Genomic DNA, 15,074 nt, shown 5'->3' on the forward strand with positions numbered 1-15,074 from the left:
TCAGACCCCGCCGCCCAGCACGCGGTAGACGGCCACGAGGTTCTGCGCGCGCAGGCTCTGTACCTGCACCAGCGCCTGCTGGGCGGCGAACAGCGAGCGCTGCGCGTCCAGCACGTCCAGCGAGCTGGCGACACCGGCCTTGTAGCGCTCCTCGGCCAGCGCCAGCCGGCGCGCCTCGGCGTCCACCTGCGCGGCCTGGGCCGTGCGCTGCTCGGCCAGCGTGGCGCGGCCGGCCAGCGCGTCGGCGACGTCGCGGAACGCGCTCTGGATGGCCTTCTCGTACTGCGCCGTCGCTGCGTCGCGCTGGGCGCGCGCGGCGGCCAGGTTGGCGCGGTTGCGGCCGGCGTCGAACAGCGGCTGCACCAGCGACGGCGCAAAGCTCCAGACGGTGTTCTTGAACAGGTTGTCCAGCTGGCTGCTGGCGGTGCCCAGGCTGCCGGTCAGCGTGATGCGCGGGAAGAAGGCCGCGCGGGCGGCACCGATGTTGGCGTCGGCCGCGGCCAGTGCCTGCTCGGCCTGGCGCACGTCGGGCCGGCGCGTCAGCACCTCGGCCGGCACGCCGGCGGGCAGCTCGGCCAGCGGCTCGAAGTCGGCCAGCAGCCCGGTGGGCGCGGGCAGGTCGGCCGGCGGCGTGGCGCCCAGCAGCAGCAGCAGCGCGTTCTGGTCCAGCGCGCGCTGGCGCTGCGTCTGCGCGTAGGCCACGCGGGCGGCCTGCAGCGCCGACTCGGCCGTGCGCAGGTCGATCTCGCTGGTGATGCCACCCTCGAAGCGCTGGCGGATCAGCGACAGCGACTGCTCACGGCTGGCCAGCGTGTCGCGCGTGATCTTCAGCAGCGCCTCGTCGGCCTGCAGCGCGATCTCGGCCGTGGCGACGGCAGCCACCAGCGCGATCTGCACCGCCTGCTGGTTGGCCTCGGCGGCCAGCAGCTGGGCTTGCGCGGCGGCGTCCAGGCTGCGCAGGCGGCCGAACAGGTCCAGCTCGTAGGCCGAGACCTGCAGCCCCGCCTGGTAGTTGCTGGTGATGCCGCCGCTGCTGTTGGGCGTGCGCGAACCGCTGACGCCGACGTTCACCGTCGGCCACAGGTCGGCGTCGCGCGCGGCGGCGGTGGCGCGCGCGGCGCCGATGTTGGCGACGGCCACGCGCAGGTCGCGGTTGTTGGCCAGCGCCAGCGGGATGAGGCGCTGCAGCCGCGCGCCCTGGAAAGCCTGCGCCCAGGGCAGGGCGGCGGCCGCCGTGGCGCCGGTGCCGCCGGCGTTCGGGAACGCGGCGGCCGGCAGTGCGGCCTGGGCGCTTTCAGCGGCGGTGGACTTCTTCGGCTCGGGGCCGGCGCAGGCGGCCAGCAGCGCGGCCGTGGCGATCAGGGTCAGCGCGCGGGTCATGCCTGGCTCCCGGATTCTTCTTCGTTCTCGTGGGCATCGCGCCGGCGCTGCCGTTCGCTGCCGGGGAAGAAGCGCCGCACGACGACGAAGAACACCGGCACGAACAGCACGGCCAGCATGGTCGCGGTGATCATGCCGCCCATGACGCCGGTGCCGATGGCGCGCTGGCTGGCCGAGCCGGCGCCGCTGGCGAGCACCAGCGGCAGCACGCCGAGGATGAAGGCCAGCGAGGTCATGACGATGGGCCGGAAGCGCAGGTGCGCCGCCTCGATGACGGCCTCGAACACGCTCTTGCCGTGGGCCTGCAGGTCCTTGGCGAACTCGATGATGAGCACCGCGTTCTTGGCCGACAGGCCGATGATGGTGATCATGCCGACCTTGAAGTAGACGTCGTTCTCCAGCCCGCGGATGTTGGCGCCCAGCACGACGCCGAGAACCCCCAGCGGCACCACCAGCAGCACGGCGAGCGGGATGCTCCAGCTCTCGTACAGCGCGGCCAGGCACAGGAACACCGCCAGCAGCGAGAAGCCGAACAGGATGAAGGCCGTCGAGCCCGACAGCTTCTCCTCGCGCGACTGGCCGGTCCACTCGTAGCCGAAGCCGTCGGGCAGCGTCGCCGCGATCTTCTCCATCTCGGCCATGGCCGTGCCGGTGGACACGCCCTTGGCCGGTTCACCGGCGATGCGCATCGTCGGGTAGCCGTTGTAGCGCACCGTCTGCAGCGGGCCGGTGATCCACTTGCTGCTGGCGAACGAAGCCAGCGGCACCGGCTGGCCGGCGGTGTTCTGCACGTTCAGCTTCAGCAGGTCTTCGGGCTGCATGCGCGCGCTGGCCTCGGCCTGCACGACAACGCGTTGCAGCCGGCCGGCGTTGGGGAAGTCGTTCACGTAGCTGGACCCCAGCGACACGCCCAGCACCGAGTTGATTGCGGCTATGGGCACGCCCAGCGCGAGCGCGCGTTCGCGGTCGATGCTGAGTTCGAGCTGCGCGGCGTCCTCCAGGCCGTCGGGCCGCACCGCGGCCAGCAGCGGGTTCTTGGCGGCGGCAGCCAGCAGCTGGTTGCGCGCGGCCAGCAGCTCGGCGCGCGTGTGGCCGCTGCGGTCCTGCAGGCGGAACGCGAAGCCGTTGGCGCGGCCCAGGTCGCGGATGGGCGGCGGGCTGACCGGGAAGATCACGGCGTCGCGGATCTTGCCCAAGGCGCCGAAGCTGCGCTGCACCAGGCCCTGCGCGCTGTGCTCGGCGCCGTGGCGCTCGTCCCAGGGCTTGAGCGTGACGAAGCCCAGCGCCGCGTTCTGGCCCGAGCCGGCGAAGCTGAAGCCCACCACGCTGACCATGCTCTCCACCTCGGGCTGCTTGAGCAGGTAGTCCTCGGCCTGCTGCATGACGGCCAGCGTGCGCTGCTGCGTGGCGCCGGGCGGCAGCTGCACGTTGACGAGGATGCTGCCCTGGTCCTCGTTCGGCACGAACGACGTGGGCAGGTTGCGGAACAGCAGCGTCGCCGCGCCGATGACGGCGATGTAGACGATGAGCATGCGGCCGCCGCGGTGGATGAGTTTGGCCACCCAGCCTTCGTAGCCCTTGGCCGTGCGCGCGAAGCGGCGGTTGAACCAGCCGAAGAAGCCGCGCTTGTCGATGTGGTGGCCGGCCTCGACGGGCTTGAGCAGCGTGGCGCACAGCGCCGGCGTCAGCGACAGCGCCAGGAACGCCGAGAACGCGATCGCCGAGACCATGACCGCGGCGAACTGGCGGTAGATGTTGCCGATGGCGCCCGAGAAGAACGCCAGCGGCACGAACACCGAGATCAGCACCACGGTCACGCCGACGATGGCGCCCGAGATCTGGCCCATCGCCTTGCGCGTGGCTTTGAGCGGCGACAGCCCCTCCTCGCTCATGATGCGCTCGACGTTCTCCACCACCACGATGGCGTCGTCCACGACGATGCCGATGACCAGCACCATGCCGAACATCGTCAGCACGTTGATCGAGAAGCCCAGGGCCAGCAGCGTCGCAAAGCTGCCCAGCAGCGCGATGGGCACCACCAGCGTCGGGATCAGCGTGTAGCGGATGTTCTGCAGGAACAGGAACATCACGAGGAACACGAGGAAAACGGCTTCGACCAGCGTCTCGACGACCTGCGAGATGGAGATGTCGATGAACAGCGAGCTGTCGAACGGGATGCTGGCCTTCACGCCCGACGGGAAGTAGGGCTGCAGCTCCTTGAGGCGCTTCTTGACGAGGTCGGCCGTCTGCAGCGCGTTGGCCGACGGCGCCAGCTGCACGCCGATGCCCACCGACGGCTGGCCGTTCAGCCGCGTGATGCGGCCGGTGTAGGCCTGCGCGCCCAGCTCCACGCGGGCCACGTCCTTCAGCCGCACGGTGGAGCCGTCGGCATTGGCACGCAGCACGATGTTGCCGAACTGCTCGGCGCTGGTCAGCTGGCCGCGCACCACCACCGTGGCCGCGACGGCCTGGCCGGGGATGTTGGGCAGGTCGCCGATGGCGCCCGAGTCCACCTGCGCGTTCTGCGCGCGGATGGCGTCGTTCACGTCGGCCGGCGACAGCCGCAGGCCGACGAGCTTGGCCGGGTCCAGCCAGATGCGCATCGCGCGCTCCGTGCCGAACAGCGACGCCTGGCCCACGCCGGGCACGCGCTGCAGCTCGGGCAGCAGCGAGCGGGCGACGTAGTCACCCAGCGCCGTCGTGTCGACGTCGGGGTTGGTGCTGGACACGATGGTGAACAGCAGGAAGTTGGGGTTGGCCTTGTCGACGCGCACGCCCTGCTGGATGACGCTGGACGGCAGCCGCGGCGTGGCCCGCGCGAGGCGGTTCTGCACGTCCACCTGCGCGAGGTCCGGGTTGGTGCCGGGCTCGAAGTTCAGCGTGATGGAGCCCGAGCCGTCCGACTGCGCGCTGGCCTCCATGTAGATCAGGCCGGGCGCGCCGTTCATCTCGCGCTCGATGATGCTGATGACGGCGTCCTCCAGCGTCTGCGCGGAGGCGCCGGGGTAGGTGACCGACAGCTGGATGGCCGGCGGGGCCACCGGCGGGTACTGCGCGATCGGCAGCTGCGTGACCGCGACGCCGCCGATGACGAGGATGAACAACGCAATGACCCACGCGAAGATGGGCCGGTTGATGAAGAACTGCGCCATGTCGGGTCAGCTCCTCAGCGCGAGGCTGCGGATGCGGGCGCAGCGGCGGCCGGGGCCGAGCCTGCGGCCGCCACCGGCACGGGCCGCACCTTGCCGCCGGCCTTGGCCTTCTGCAGGCCGTCGACGATGACCTTCTCGCCCGCCTTCAGGCCGTCCAGCACCAGCGCGCGGCCGCCCTGGGCCGGGCCCAGCTTGACCGGCCGGGCGGTCACGGCGCCGTCGTCGGCGACGACCAGCACCGAGTCGCCCGCCGAGCCGCGCGCCACCGCCTGCTGCGGCAGCCACACGCCGTCGGCCACTTCGGCCTGCGCCAGGCGCACGCGCACGTACAGCCCGGGCAGCAGCAGCCCCTGCGGGTTGGGCAGCTCGGCACGCAGCGCGATCTGGCCGGTGTTGGCGTCCACGCTGAGGTCGGAGAACAGCAGCTTGCCGGCCTGCGGGTAGACGCTGCCGTCTTCCAGCAGCACCTGCACCTTGGCGGCCTCGCCGCCACCGGCGCGCTGCAGCCGGCCGGCGGCCAGCGCCTGGCGCAGCCGCATCACGTCGGCGGCCGACTGCGTGAAGTTCACGTACAGCTTGTCGATCTGCTGCACGACGGCCAGCGGCGTGGCTTCACCCTGGCCCACCAGCGCACCCTCGGTGACCAGCGCGCGGCCGATGCGGCCGGCGATGGGCGCGGTGACGGTGGCGTAGCCCAGGTTGATCTGCGCCGTCTGCACGGCGGCCTTGCCCGCCTGCACGTCGGCGGCGGCCTGCTTGGCGGCAGCCTGCGCGTTCAGCGCTTCCTGCTGGCTGACGGCCTGGCTCCTGGCCAGCGGCGCGTAGCGGTCGGCCAGCGCCTGGGCCTGCATCAGATTGGCCTCGGCGCGGGCCAGCTGCGCCTGTGCGCTGGCCAGCGTGGCGCGGTAGGGCGCGGCGTCGATGTCGAACAGCGGCTGGCCGGCCTTCACGTCGGCGCCTTCGTTGAACAGCCGCTTGTGCAGGATGCCGGCGGCGCGGGCACGCACCTGGGCCACGCGGTAGGCCTCCAGCCGGCCCGGCAGCTCCACCGACAGGTCGGCCCGGCCGGGCGCGACGGTGACGACGCCCACCTCGGGCGGCGGCGGCGCGGCGGCGGTGCCGGTCTGGCTGCCCGCCGGGCTGCAGCCCTGCAGGCCGGCGCCCAGTCCCACCGTCAAGCACATGGCGCCCAACCCGGCCTTGCTACCCCTTGCCCACTTCATCTTTGCGACCCCGTCCGACGGTTTTCGGTACCTGCCCCGGAGCCAGCGTTGGCGGGCGGGGCAAAACGCAGCACTGTAGCCATGCAAGCGCTTCCATGCCGGTGAAGCAACGCAAAGTCCCTTGACAGGACCCCGTTCAGCCCATGCCGTTCGTCATGGGGTTAGGCAGCCAGCGCCGCCAGCCGCGCGCGCTGCACGGCGCGGCCGATGTCGGCGCCTTGCGCGCCGCGCGCCATGGCCGCGGCGCTGACGGCGGCGAGGTCCACCTGCTGCGTGGCGGCCAGGTCGGCCAGCAGCCTTTCGCGCTGCGGATAGTCGCGGTTCTCCAACCCCAGACGGCCGCGCGCGTCGCATTCGCAGGCCCACAGCAGTTCGGCAAAACGCTGCGGCCGCCGCCATGCGTCGCAGCGCTCCAGCAGGCGCAGCCGCGCCTCGGCGCTGAAGCTGCTGCTCTGGTGCACATGCGTGTGCTCGCGGGCCACGAGCGCGGCCAGTTCGCGGCAGTCGTTGGGCACCTTCCAGCGCGCGCTGACCTTGGCGGCCAGCTTCTCGCTGCGCAGTTCGTGCGCGATGTGGCGCGGCAGCTCTTCCTTGCGCGTCGTGCCCTTGCCGAGGTCGTGGCACAGGCAGGCGTAGCGCACCGTTAGCGGCGCGTCCAGCCGCGCGCACTGGTCCAGCACCATCAGCAGGTGGATGCCGGTGTCGATCTCCGGGTGATGCGCCTCGGGCTGCGGCACGCCGAACAGCGCCTCCACCTCCGGCAGCAGCTTCGGCAGCGCGCCGGCATCGCGCAGCACCTCCAGCATGCGCGACGGCTTGGCCTCCATGAGCCCGCGCGACAGCTCCTGCCAGACGCGCTCGGGCACCAGTGCGTCCACCTCGCCGGCGGCCACCATGTCGCGCATCAGCGCGACGGTCTCGGGCGCGATGCTGAAGTCGGCGAAGCGCGCCGCGAAGCGGGCCAGCCGCAGGATGCGCACGGGGTCTTCGGCGAAGGCGGGCGACACATGGCGCAGCACCTTCTGCGCGATGTCGCGCCGGCCGCCGTAGGGGTCGACGACCTGGCCGGCGTCGTCCTCGGCCATCGCGTTGATCGTCAGGTCGCGGCGGGCCAGGTCTTGTTCCAGCGTGACGTCGGGCGCGGCGTGGAACGCAAAGCCGTGATAGCCCGCGGCCGTCTTGCGCTCGGTGCGGGCCAGCGCCACTTCCTCGTGCGTGTCGGGGTGCAGGAAGACCGGGAAGTCCTTGCCGACGGGCTGATAGCCGGCCTCGACGAGCGCCTGCGGTGACGCGCCGACGACGACCCAGTCGCGGTCCTGCACCGGGAGGCCCAGCAGGCGATCGCGGACGGCACCGCCGACGAGAAACTTCTGGAACTCAGGCATGGGGCGGCATTCTGCGCGCCCCTCGCCTCACCACTTCGGCGCCACCTGCTCGCCCGGCAGCAGCTCGTAGGGCGGCTTCCAGCCCGGCAGCGCCGTCTTCAGCCGCTCGCGCCAGGCGGCGATGGCCGGGTACTGCGCGGCCACATCGATGCCGCTTTCCTCGACCGGGAAGAACTGGTAGCCCGCCAGCGACAGGTCGGCGATGGTGGGCGCGCTGCCGACGATGAAGTCGCGGCCGGCCAGGTGCTTGTCGACGATGCCGAAGGCGTTGTCGATGCGGCCCTTGAACCAGGCCATCAGCGCCGGCTCGGGCGGCGTGCCGGCGAAGGACTTCATGAAGCGGTAGGTCGCGAAGTAGCTCGTGAACTTGTGGTTGTCGAAGAACAGCCAGCGCAGCACGTCCTGCTGCTCGTCGTCGGTCGCGCCGCCGTACCTGCCTTCGCGCCGGGCCAGGTACAGCAGGATGGCGGCCGATTGCGTCAGGCGCTGGCCGTCGATCTCCAGGATGGGCACCTCGCCCATCTCGTTCTCGCCCTGGCGCCACGCGTCGGAGCGCGTCAGCCCGGCGGCGAAGTCGGCCAGCGGCACGTGCCGCGGGGTCCAGGGCAGCTGCAGCGCCTGCAGCATCAGCGCGACCTTGTAGGTGTTACCGGATTGGGAGAAGCCGTGGAGGGTGATCATGGTCAGCGTTGTTCGGGCGGCAGGCCGCCCAGCGCGGCGACGAGGTGGGCATGGGCGGCCAGGTCCACGGGCCGGTGCTTGGGCTCGGTGCGCGCGGGGTAGGCGGCCAGCGAGTTGCCGCCCTTCCAGTCGCGCGCGGGCCGCACCGGCCGCGGCACGAAGCCGCCGCCGCAGTTGGGGCAGACGTTGCTCAGCAGCCCTTCCGCGCAGGCCGCGCAGAACGTGCACTCGAAGCTGCAGATGCGCGCTTCGAGCGAGTCCGGCGCCAGCGTCACGGCGCAGTGCTCGCAGCAGGGGCGGAGTTCCAGCATGTCAGCGCGAGCTGCGGTAGGGCTCGTCTTCGGCGATGAAGTCCTGCTCGCGCAGCGCGTCGGCCACCCAGTCCTCCACGGCCGGGTGGGCCAGCAGCGCGTCGCGGTAGGCGGCGGCGCGCTCCGACAGCGGGAAGCCGAACCGGCTGAGCCGCACCGCGACCGGCACGAAGTAGGCATCCGCCCCACTGAACTCGCCGAACAGGAAGGGGCCGGGGCTGGCGCCGAGCGCGTCACTCCAGGCCGCGTCCAGCCGCGCCACGTCGGCGCGCAGCGCGGCGTCCTCGGCCCACATCTTCTGGCCCACGTCCGGGAAGAAGGCCTCGATGTTCATGGGGCATACGGTGCGCAGCCGCGTGAAGCCGGCGTGCATCTCGGCGCACAGGCTGCGTGCGCGGGCGCGGGCCTTCGCGTCGCGGGGCCAGATGGCCTTGTCGGGGAAGCGGTCGGCGATGTACTCGGTGATGGCCAGCGTGTCCCATACGGTGAAGCCGTCGTCCTCGACGATGACCGGCACGCGCTTCGTCGGCGTCACGGTGGCGATGACGCGGCTCCACTCGGAACCCTCGCTGAAGTCGAAGCGCAGCTTGACCTCGGTGAACGGAATGCCGAACGCCGTCAGCAGCACGCCGCTGCGCATGGACCAGGACGAGTAGTTCTTGTTGCCGATGTAGAGCTTCATGGGGCCTTTCGAGTGAGCCGCAGAGCTTAGGCGGGGCCTGTGCCGTCGGCGATGAGCATTCCGCAACGGATTGATGCGCGCTCAGTGCCGCGCGCGCCAGGCGTCCAGCCGCGCGACGCCCGCGCCCGGCGCCAGGTAGCCCGGCAGCACGGCGGCCAGCGAGCTCGCCGTGATGCCCAGCTCGGCCAGCCCCGGGTGCGCGCCGCTGGCCACATTGGGCACGCGCAGCGACGCGAGGTTGTCACGCGACAGCAGCGGCTCGCCCGGCAGGCATTCCATCGCCAGCGCCTGCAGCGTGGCCAGCGGCCCCGGTAGCGGCAGCACGGGCCGCTCGCAGCCCGCCACGCGGCCGGCCAGCCGCACCAGCTGCGCCAGCGTCAGCGCGCGCGGGCCGGCGATCTCGTAGGTCTGGCCGATGGCCTCGCGGCGCAGCAGCACCTCGACGAGGGCCTGCGCCAGGTCCTGCACCCACACCGGCTGCAGCCGCGCGCCGGCGCCGCCCAGCGGCATCAGCGGGAAGAGGCGCTGCAACCCGGCGAACAGGTTGACGCTGCGGTCGCCCGCGCCGAACACCAGCGACGGCCGCACCAGCGTCAGGTCCAGCGCGCCGGCCTGTGCGGCCGCCTGCAGCACCGCCTCGCCGGCCGCCTTGCTGCGCAGGTAGCGCGACGGCGCGTCGGCGGCCACGCCCAGCGCGCTCACGTGCACCAGCCGCCGCACGCCGGCGTCGCCCATGGCCGCGGCCACCTCGAGCGGCAGCTTGACGTGCGCCCGCTGGAACGCCGCCTCGCGGCCCTGCAGGATGGCAATGAGGTTGACGACGGCGTCATGCCCCGGCAGCAGCGCCGGCAGGTCGCGGAAGACGTCGGCCTGCACGACCGTGACGCCGGGCAGGCTCTGCACGGCCCGCGCGTGCGGCAGCCGCCGCGTCGGCACCGTGATGCGCACGCCGGCGCCCAGCCGGCGGGTCAGCTGCTCGCACAGCGCGCGGCCGACGAAGCCGCTGCCGCCGAGGAGGAGGACGGACAGGCCCATGGTCACAGCCCTCCCGCGGCGGCCGGCGGCGGCACGTCGCCCGCGTCCGCGCCGCGGCTGCCGGCCGGGCCGACGCTGGCGCCCAGCCGCTCGCGCAGCCTGGTGGCCGGCAGCCCCAGCAGCTGCGCGTAGACCGTGCCGCCCAGCAGCACCTTGCGCACGTAGTCGCGGGTCTCGTTGAACGGGATGTTCTCGGCCCAGATGGCCGCGTCCAGCACCGGGCCGTCGCGCCAGCGCGCGGGGCGGCCGGGGCCGGCGTTGTAGGCCGCGGCGGCCAGCGCCTGCGCGCCGTCGAAGCGGTCCAGCACCAGCTTCAGGTAGTGCGTGCCGATGCGCAGGTTGAAGTCGCGGTCGTGCATCAGGTCGGGGCTGTAGGCCAGCCCGGCCTTCTTGGCCGTCCACTTGGCCGTGGCCGGCATGACCTGCATCAGCCCGGCCGCGCCGACATGCGAGCGCGCGTCCAGCACGAAGCGCGACTCCTGGCGGATCAGCCCGTAGACGTAGGCCGGGTCCAGCGACGCCGCCTGGGCCTCGCGCATCAGCTCGGCCTTGTGCGGCAGCGGGTAGCGCTGCGCGATGTCGATCTCGCTCTTCGTGCGCTCGCTGGTGTTGATGCAGCGGTCCCACACCTCGCGGTCGCAGGCCTCCTGCGCGGCGGCCAGCAGCGCGCGATCGTTCATGCCGCGCAGCGAGAAGTTCCATTCGCGCACGCCCTCGCTGCGCAGGCCCAGGTCGATGAGGCGCAGCGCGCGCGTGAGGCCTGGGTGGCTGCGCGCGGCGCGGCGCTCCTCCGCCGTCAGCGGCGCGGGCACGGCGGGCAGCGGCGTGGGCAGGCCCAGGTCCTCGGCGGCCAGCCGGCCGAAGTAGTTCAGCGGCGTGGTGGCCAGCGCGGTGAGCTGCGCGCGGGCGGCGGCGGCGTCGCCCTGCATGCGGGTGGCGCGGGCGCGCCAGTAGACCCAGCCGGGGTCGCGCTGCTCGCCGGCGCTCATCTGCTCGATGGCGCGCAGCGCGACGACGGGCGACTTGGCACGCAGCGCGGCGCGGGCGGCCCAGGCCAGCGCGTCGTCGCTGAACGCCATGTCCGGCGCCAGCTTGTGCGCGCGCTCGAAGGCGGCCAGCGCGTCGTCCTGCAGCCGCATCGCCGACTGGCGGCCGATCTGCATCCACAGCCAGGCCTGCAGGTCGGTGGGCAGGCGGCTCCACTTGTCGCGCAGCACGTCGCCGGCTTGGGTCGCGTCGTTGGCGGCCACGCGGGCCAGCGCCAGCGCGGTCAGCTCGGCTTCGGCGCGCGGCGTGGTGCGGGCCTTGCGGGTGAGGTAGCGGCCGGCGTTGTCCTGCAGTTCGGCGAGCTTCTGCTCCAGCGCCTTGTTGCCCAGCAGCGCCACGGCCTGGCGGGCCGCGCGCGGGCGGCCCTGCTCCAGCGCCTGGCGGGCCTTGGCCCAGGCGGTGTCGGGTTTGAACAGCCCGGCCTCGAAGAAGGTGGTGGCCAGCGCGTTGCAGCCGTCGTCGCCATCCTTCTGAGCCATCCAGGCGGTGCGCGCCGCGTCGGCGTCGACCTTGGTGCCCGACAGGTGATCGGCCAGCAGCGCGTAGCAGGCCACCTCGCGGTCGTCGCGCATCTGGTAGCTGGCGTGGTCGCGCCGGAAACCGGCCCAGTCGCGGCGCCGGCCCAGCTCCAGCAGCCAGTCGTTGCGCAGCCGGTCTTCCACGTAGCTGCCGGGGTAGCGCGCATAGAACGCGTCCATCTCGGGCTGGCGCACCTCGGCCAGGCGGGCGTTCAGGTCGAAATACTCCACCCAGCCGGCCAGCGGGTGGGCCTGCGCGCGGGCGGCATCCACCAGCGGCGCCAGGCGCTTGCGGTCGCGCTTGACCCAGGCGTCGCGGGCCTGCACGGCCAGGTCGTCGGCCGGCGCCGGCGCGGCCGACGCCGCTTGCGCCAGCGCCATCAGGCCCACCGCGGCCCAGCGGCCCCAACGCTTCAAGACTTGCCCACCCGATCGCTTCATGACTGCTGCATCCCCGTTCCGGGTCAATTTAACCCACTGGCGTGCACGCCCCAAGGCGCTTCCCACGCATGGCGGCGTTTGCCATGGCCTAGGGGTGGTGATAGCGCTACCCGGCGCCTAGTCTTGGCGCCACACCCCGAGGAGACGATGTTGAGCAAGCACCTGATGCTGGGCGCGGCCTGCGCGCTGACGAGCCTGGGCGCGCTGGCCGTGCCGCAGACCTATGCCGAGGCCGGCCTGAGCGGCCCGGCGCCCGCCACGGCCAGCTTCGTGGCGGCGACCAGCGGCCAGCTGGTGGCCTGGTACACCGGCGGCGTCGGTGGGCTGACCGTGCTGGCCGGCGCCCGCATCAACGGCGTGGACGGCGCGGCGGGGCTGGACAACCACGCCGCGGGCCGCAGCTACGGCGACCGCTACGTGATGGGCACGGTGGCGGCCGGCGACACGGTGTCGTTCTTCATCCAGGTGGTCGACGGCGCGCGTTACTCCACCGACCCGGCGCGCAATGGCGACGGCGTCAACCATGCCTGGTGGGCCGCCTACGCCGGCGACGCGCTGGTGCCGGCCGGCGTCAACGTGGCCTTCGAGGACCTGAACGGCGGCGGCGACCTGAACTACCAGGACCACAGCTTCGTGTTCCAGATCACCGCCGTGCCCGAGCCGGCCAGCTGGGCGCTGCTGCTGGGCGGCGTGGCCGGCCTGGCCGCGTGGCGCCGCCGCAGCTGACGTCGAACCGCCCCCGTTGACGCCCCGGCAGCCCCGGGGCGTCATCGTTGATGGGTTCCAATACGCGGCAACTCCACTGCCGGGGCGCCGATGTCCACTGCCGTTCACCCCGACCGCGCCGAGCTGCGCCGCCGCCTGCTGGCCGAGCGCCGCGCCCTTGCCGCCACGCCGGCCTTCCAGGCGGCCGAGCACGCCGTGCGCCAGTCGCTGGCCGTGCTGCTGGAGCAGCTGGAGCCCGAGCTGCTGGGCGTGTACTGGCCACTGGCCGGCGAGTTCGACCCCGGCAGCCTGCCGTACCCGCGCGCGCTGCCGTTCGCGCGACGCGACCCGGCCGAGATGGTGTTCCGCCGCTGGGACGGCGCCGCGCCCGCCGTGCAGGACGAGTGCGGCATCGCCACCAGCACCGGCGCCGTCGCGGTGCCCGACGTCGTGCTGGTGCCCTGCGTGGGTTTCACGCGCGAGGGCTTCCGGCTGGGCTATGGCGGCGGCTATTTCGACCGCTGGCTCAGCGCTCACCCCGGGGTGACCGCCGTGGGTGTGGCATGGTCGGGGGCCGAGACCCAGTTCGCCGTCGAGCCGCACGACCGCGCGTTGACGGTCATCCTCACTGAACGCGAACTGATCGCCCCCGACTGACGTGAAGCCCCTCGTCCAAGGAGTACCTTGGCCGGTCCCCCGAGAGGACGGCGATGCTTGCGGCGTTGAGCCGCAAGCACATCGCCTGGGCGGGCCGGCTCGGGAGCGGCCCAGCGCTCGGCCCGCCAACGCGACACATTGACTGAAAGGACCCCTGCACGATGCACGACAACATGACCCTGATCTCCACGCTGGCCGCCGCGTTCGGCCTCGCCTTGGTGCTGGGCCTGTTGGCGCAGTGGGCACGATTGCCCGCCCTCGTGGGCTATCTGCTGGCCGGCGTGCTGATCGGGCCGCACACACCGGGTTTCGTCGGCGACGTGCACCTGGCGCACCAGCTGTCGGAGGTGGGCGTCATGCTGCTGATGTTCGGCGTGGGCCTGCACTTCTCGGTCGGCGACCTGATGTCGGTCAAGCGCATCGCGCTGCCCGGCGCGCTGGTGCAGATGGCCGCAGCGACGGCGCTGGGTGCCGGCCTGGCGCACTGGTGGTGGGGCTGGGACCTGGCCGCGTCGCTGATCTTCGGCCTGGCGCTGTCGGTGGCCAGCACGGTGGTGCTGCTGCGCGCGCTGGAGTCGCGCGAGCTGCTGCACACCGGCAACGGGCGCATCGCCGTCGGCTGGCTCATCGTCGAAGACCTCGCCATGGTGCTGGCGCTGGTGCTGATCCCGGTGCTCGGCGCCAAGGACGACGGCGGCGCGCAGGGCAACCTGGCCGTCACCATCGTGACGACGCTGCTGGCCGTGGCGGCCTTCGTCGCCGTCATGCTGATCGCCGGCCGGCGCCTGCTGCCGTGGATGCTGTGGCAGGTCAACCGCACCGGCTCGCGCGAGCTGTTCACGCTGGCCACCGTGGCCGCGGCCGTTGGGCTGGCGGTGGGCGCGGCGGCGCTGTTCGGCGTCAGCGTCGCGCTGGGCGCGTTCTTCGCGGGCCTGGTGCTGCGCGAATCGGCCTTCAGCGAGCGCGCTGCGCACGAGAGCCTGCCGCTGCGCGACGCGTTCGCGGTGCTGTTCTTCGTCGCCGTGGGCATGCTGTTCGACCCGAAGATCCTCATCGAGCAGCCGCTGGCCGTGCTGGCGACGGTGCTGGTCATCCTGGTCGGCAAGACCGTGGCCGCCGGCGCGCTGGTGCTGCTGCTGAAGTACCCGCTGTCCACCGCGCTGACGGTGGCCGTGAGCCTCGCGCAGATCGGCGAGTTCAGCTTCATCCTGCTGGGCCTGGGGCAGAGTCTGGGCCTGGTGCCGCCCGAGGCGACCAGCCTGGTCGTGGCCGGGGCCATCGTGTCCATCGCGCTGAACCCGGTGCTGTTCGCGGGCGTGGAGCCGCTGCGCAGCTGGGTGCTGCGGCGGTCGGCCTGGGCGCGCCGGCTGGAGGCGCGCGACGACCCGCTGGCCGAACTGCCGGCCGACACGCCGCAGAGCGCGCTGGCCGGGCAGATCGTGCTGGTGGGCCACGGCACGCTGGGCACGGCGCTGCACGCGCTGCTGGGCGAGCGCCCGCTGGTGGTCATCGACCGTGACCGCGACGTCGTGGAGGCACTGCGCGCCCACGGCCAGGCCGCCGTGCTGGGCGATGCCGCCGAGGCCATGACGCTGGTGCAGGCCCACATCGCGCAGGCGGCCTGGCTGGTCGTCGCGCTGGCCGACGTGCGCGGCGTGCCGGCCCTGCTGGCGCTGGCCCGCCAGCTCAACCCCGGGCTGCGCTGCGCCGTGCTGGCGCACACCGACGAGGAGGAGCAGTGGCTGGGCCAGTCCGGCGTCAGCCATGTGCTGCGGTCGCAGCGGGCGCTGGCGGAGGCGCTGGCGCGCGTGGTGGCCGAGCCGGTCTCGGCTGCGGCGCCGGCCCACTGACCGGAAG

At 72.8% G+C, this 15,074-nt stretch carries 12 protein-coding genes; 3 read left to right on the top strand and 9 right to left on the bottom strand.

Features of this window, described 5'->3' with window-relative positions:
- The 9 genes from AC1Q7O_RS09715 to AC1Q7O_RS09755 form a co-directional block, all read right to left on the bottom strand.
- The gene (locus AC1Q7O_RS09715) at positions 1–1,380 is read right to left on the bottom strand and encodes an efflux transporter outer membrane subunit (protein WP_492658945.1); all 1,380 of its coding nucleotides are present in this window, start codon (positions 1,378–1,380) and stop codon (positions 1–3) included.
- Complete coding sequence (locus AC1Q7O_RS09720) at positions 1,377–4,532, bottom strand: efflux RND transporter permease subunit (RefSeq protein WP_492658944.1); 3,156 nt, start codon at positions 4,530–4,532, stop codon at positions 1,377–1,379. Before AC1Q7O_RS09720 ends, AC1Q7O_RS09715 begins: the two co-directional genes overlap by 4 nt.
- 14 nt (positions 4,533–4,546) lie before the next feature.
- Positions 4,547–5,755: an efflux RND transporter periplasmic adaptor subunit gene (locus AC1Q7O_RS09725; protein WP_492658943.1), complete on the bottom strand. Its 1,209-nt coding sequence runs from the start codon at positions 5,753–5,755 to the stop codon at positions 4,547–4,549.
- Between the two features lie 161 nt (positions 5,756–5,916).
- Positions 5,917–7,140 carry a multifunctional CCA addition/repair protein gene (locus AC1Q7O_RS09730; protein WP_492658942.1) on the bottom strand — a complete coding sequence of 408 codons (1,224 nt, stop codon included), beginning with the start codon at positions 7,138–7,140 and terminating at the stop codon, positions 5,917–5,919.
- Positions 7,141–7,167: 27 nt separating this feature from the next.
- Positions 7,168–7,821 (bottom strand): glutathione S-transferase family protein, encoded by a 654-nt coding sequence (locus AC1Q7O_RS09735; protein WP_492658941.1) that lies wholly within the window; start codon positions 7,819–7,821, stop codon positions 7,168–7,170.
- A 2-nt stretch (positions 7,822–7,823) separates the two neighbouring features.
- Positions 7,824–8,132: a DUF1272 domain-containing protein gene (locus AC1Q7O_RS09740; protein WP_492658940.1), complete on the bottom strand. Its 309-nt coding sequence runs from the start codon at positions 8,130–8,132 to the stop codon at positions 7,824–7,826.
- A gap of 1 nt (position 8,133) precedes the next feature.
- Positions 8,134–8,814 carry a glutathione S-transferase gene (locus AC1Q7O_RS09745; RefSeq protein ID WP_492658939.1) on the bottom strand — a complete coding sequence of 227 codons (681 nt, stop codon included), beginning with the start codon at positions 8,812–8,814 and terminating at the stop codon, positions 8,134–8,136.
- Between the two features lie 81 nt (positions 8,815–8,895).
- Positions 8,896–9,849: a complex I NDUFA9 subunit family protein gene (locus AC1Q7O_RS09750; protein ID WP_492658938.1), complete on the bottom strand. Its 954-nt coding sequence runs from the start codon at positions 9,847–9,849 to the stop codon at positions 8,896–8,898.
- A gap of 2 nt (positions 9,850–9,851) precedes the next feature.
- Entirely contained in the window at positions 9,852–11,831 is a 1,980-nt protein-coding gene (locus AC1Q7O_RS09755; RefSeq protein ID WP_492658937.1) for a lytic transglycosylase domain-containing protein, read from the bottom strand.
- A 171-nt stretch (positions 11,832–12,002) separates the two neighbouring features.
- Here AC1Q7O_RS09755 and AC1Q7O_RS09760 point away from each other — a divergent pair, with 171 nt between their 5' ends.
- From AC1Q7O_RS09760 to AC1Q7O_RS09770, 3 genes are all read left to right on the top strand, one after another.
- A complete protein-coding gene (locus tag AC1Q7O_RS09760; RefSeq protein WP_492658936.1) occupies positions 12,003–12,581 on the top strand; it encodes a PEP-CTERM sorting domain-containing protein in 579 nt (192 codons plus the stop codon).
- Positions 12,582–12,671: 90 nt separating this feature from the next.
- The gene (locus AC1Q7O_RS09765; RefSeq protein ID WP_492658935.1) at positions 12,672–13,217 is read left to right on the top strand and encodes a 5-formyltetrahydrofolate cyclo-ligase; all 546 of its coding nucleotides are present in this window, start codon (positions 12,672–12,674) and stop codon (positions 13,215–13,217) included.
- A gap of 161 nt (positions 13,218–13,378) precedes the next feature.
- Positions 13,379–15,067: a cation:proton antiporter domain-containing protein gene (locus AC1Q7O_RS09770; protein WP_492658934.1), complete on the top strand. Its 1,689-nt coding sequence runs from the start codon at positions 13,379–13,381 to the stop codon at positions 15,065–15,067.
- Positions 15,068–15,074 lie beyond the last annotated feature (7 nt).

The organism is Roseateles sp. GW823-FHT07B05 (assembly GCF_058794515.1).

Excerpts from the sequence above, each read along its gene's own strand:
- AC1Q7O_RS09715 (WP_492658945.1), bottom strand. The coding sequence starts at position 1,380 with ATGACCCGCGCGCTGACCCTGATCGCCACGGCCGCGCTGCTGGCCGCC.
- AC1Q7O_RS09720 (WP_492658944.1), bottom strand. The coding sequence starts at position 4,532 with ATGGCGCAGTTCTTCATCAACCGGCCCATCTTCGCGTGGGTCATTGCG.
- AC1Q7O_RS09725 (WP_492658943.1), bottom strand. The coding sequence starts at position 5,755 with ATGAAGTGGGCAAGGGGTAGCAAGGCCGGGTTGGGCGCCATGTGCTTG.
- AC1Q7O_RS09730 (WP_492658942.1), bottom strand. The coding sequence starts at position 7,140 with ATGCCTGAGTTCCAGAAGTTTCTCGTCGGCGGTGCCGTCCGCGATCGC.
- AC1Q7O_RS09735 (WP_492658941.1), bottom strand. The coding sequence starts at position 7,821 with ATGATCACCCTCCACGGCTTCTCCCAATCCGGTAACACCTACAAGGTC.
- AC1Q7O_RS09740 (WP_492658940.1), bottom strand. The coding sequence starts at position 8,132 with ATGCTGGAACTCCGCCCCTGCTGCGAGCACTGCGCCGTGACGCTGGCG.
- AC1Q7O_RS09745 (WP_492658939.1), bottom strand. The coding sequence starts at position 8,814 with ATGAAGCTCTACATCGGCAACAAGAACTACTCGTCCTGGTCCATGCGC.
- AC1Q7O_RS09750 (WP_492658938.1), bottom strand. The coding sequence starts at position 9,849 with ATGGGCCTGTCCGTCCTCCTCCTCGGCGGCAGCGGCTTCGTCGGCCGC.
- AC1Q7O_RS09760 (WP_492658936.1), top strand. The coding sequence starts at position 12,003 with ATGTTGAGCAAGCACCTGATGCTGGGCGCGGCCTGCGCGCTGACGAGC.
- AC1Q7O_RS09765 (WP_492658935.1), top strand. The coding sequence starts at position 12,672 with ATGTCCACTGCCGTTCACCCCGACCGCGCCGAGCTGCGCCGCCGCCTG.
- AC1Q7O_RS09770 (WP_492658934.1), top strand. The coding sequence starts at position 13,379 with ATGCACGACAACATGACCCTGATCTCCACGCTGGCCGCCGCGTTCGGC.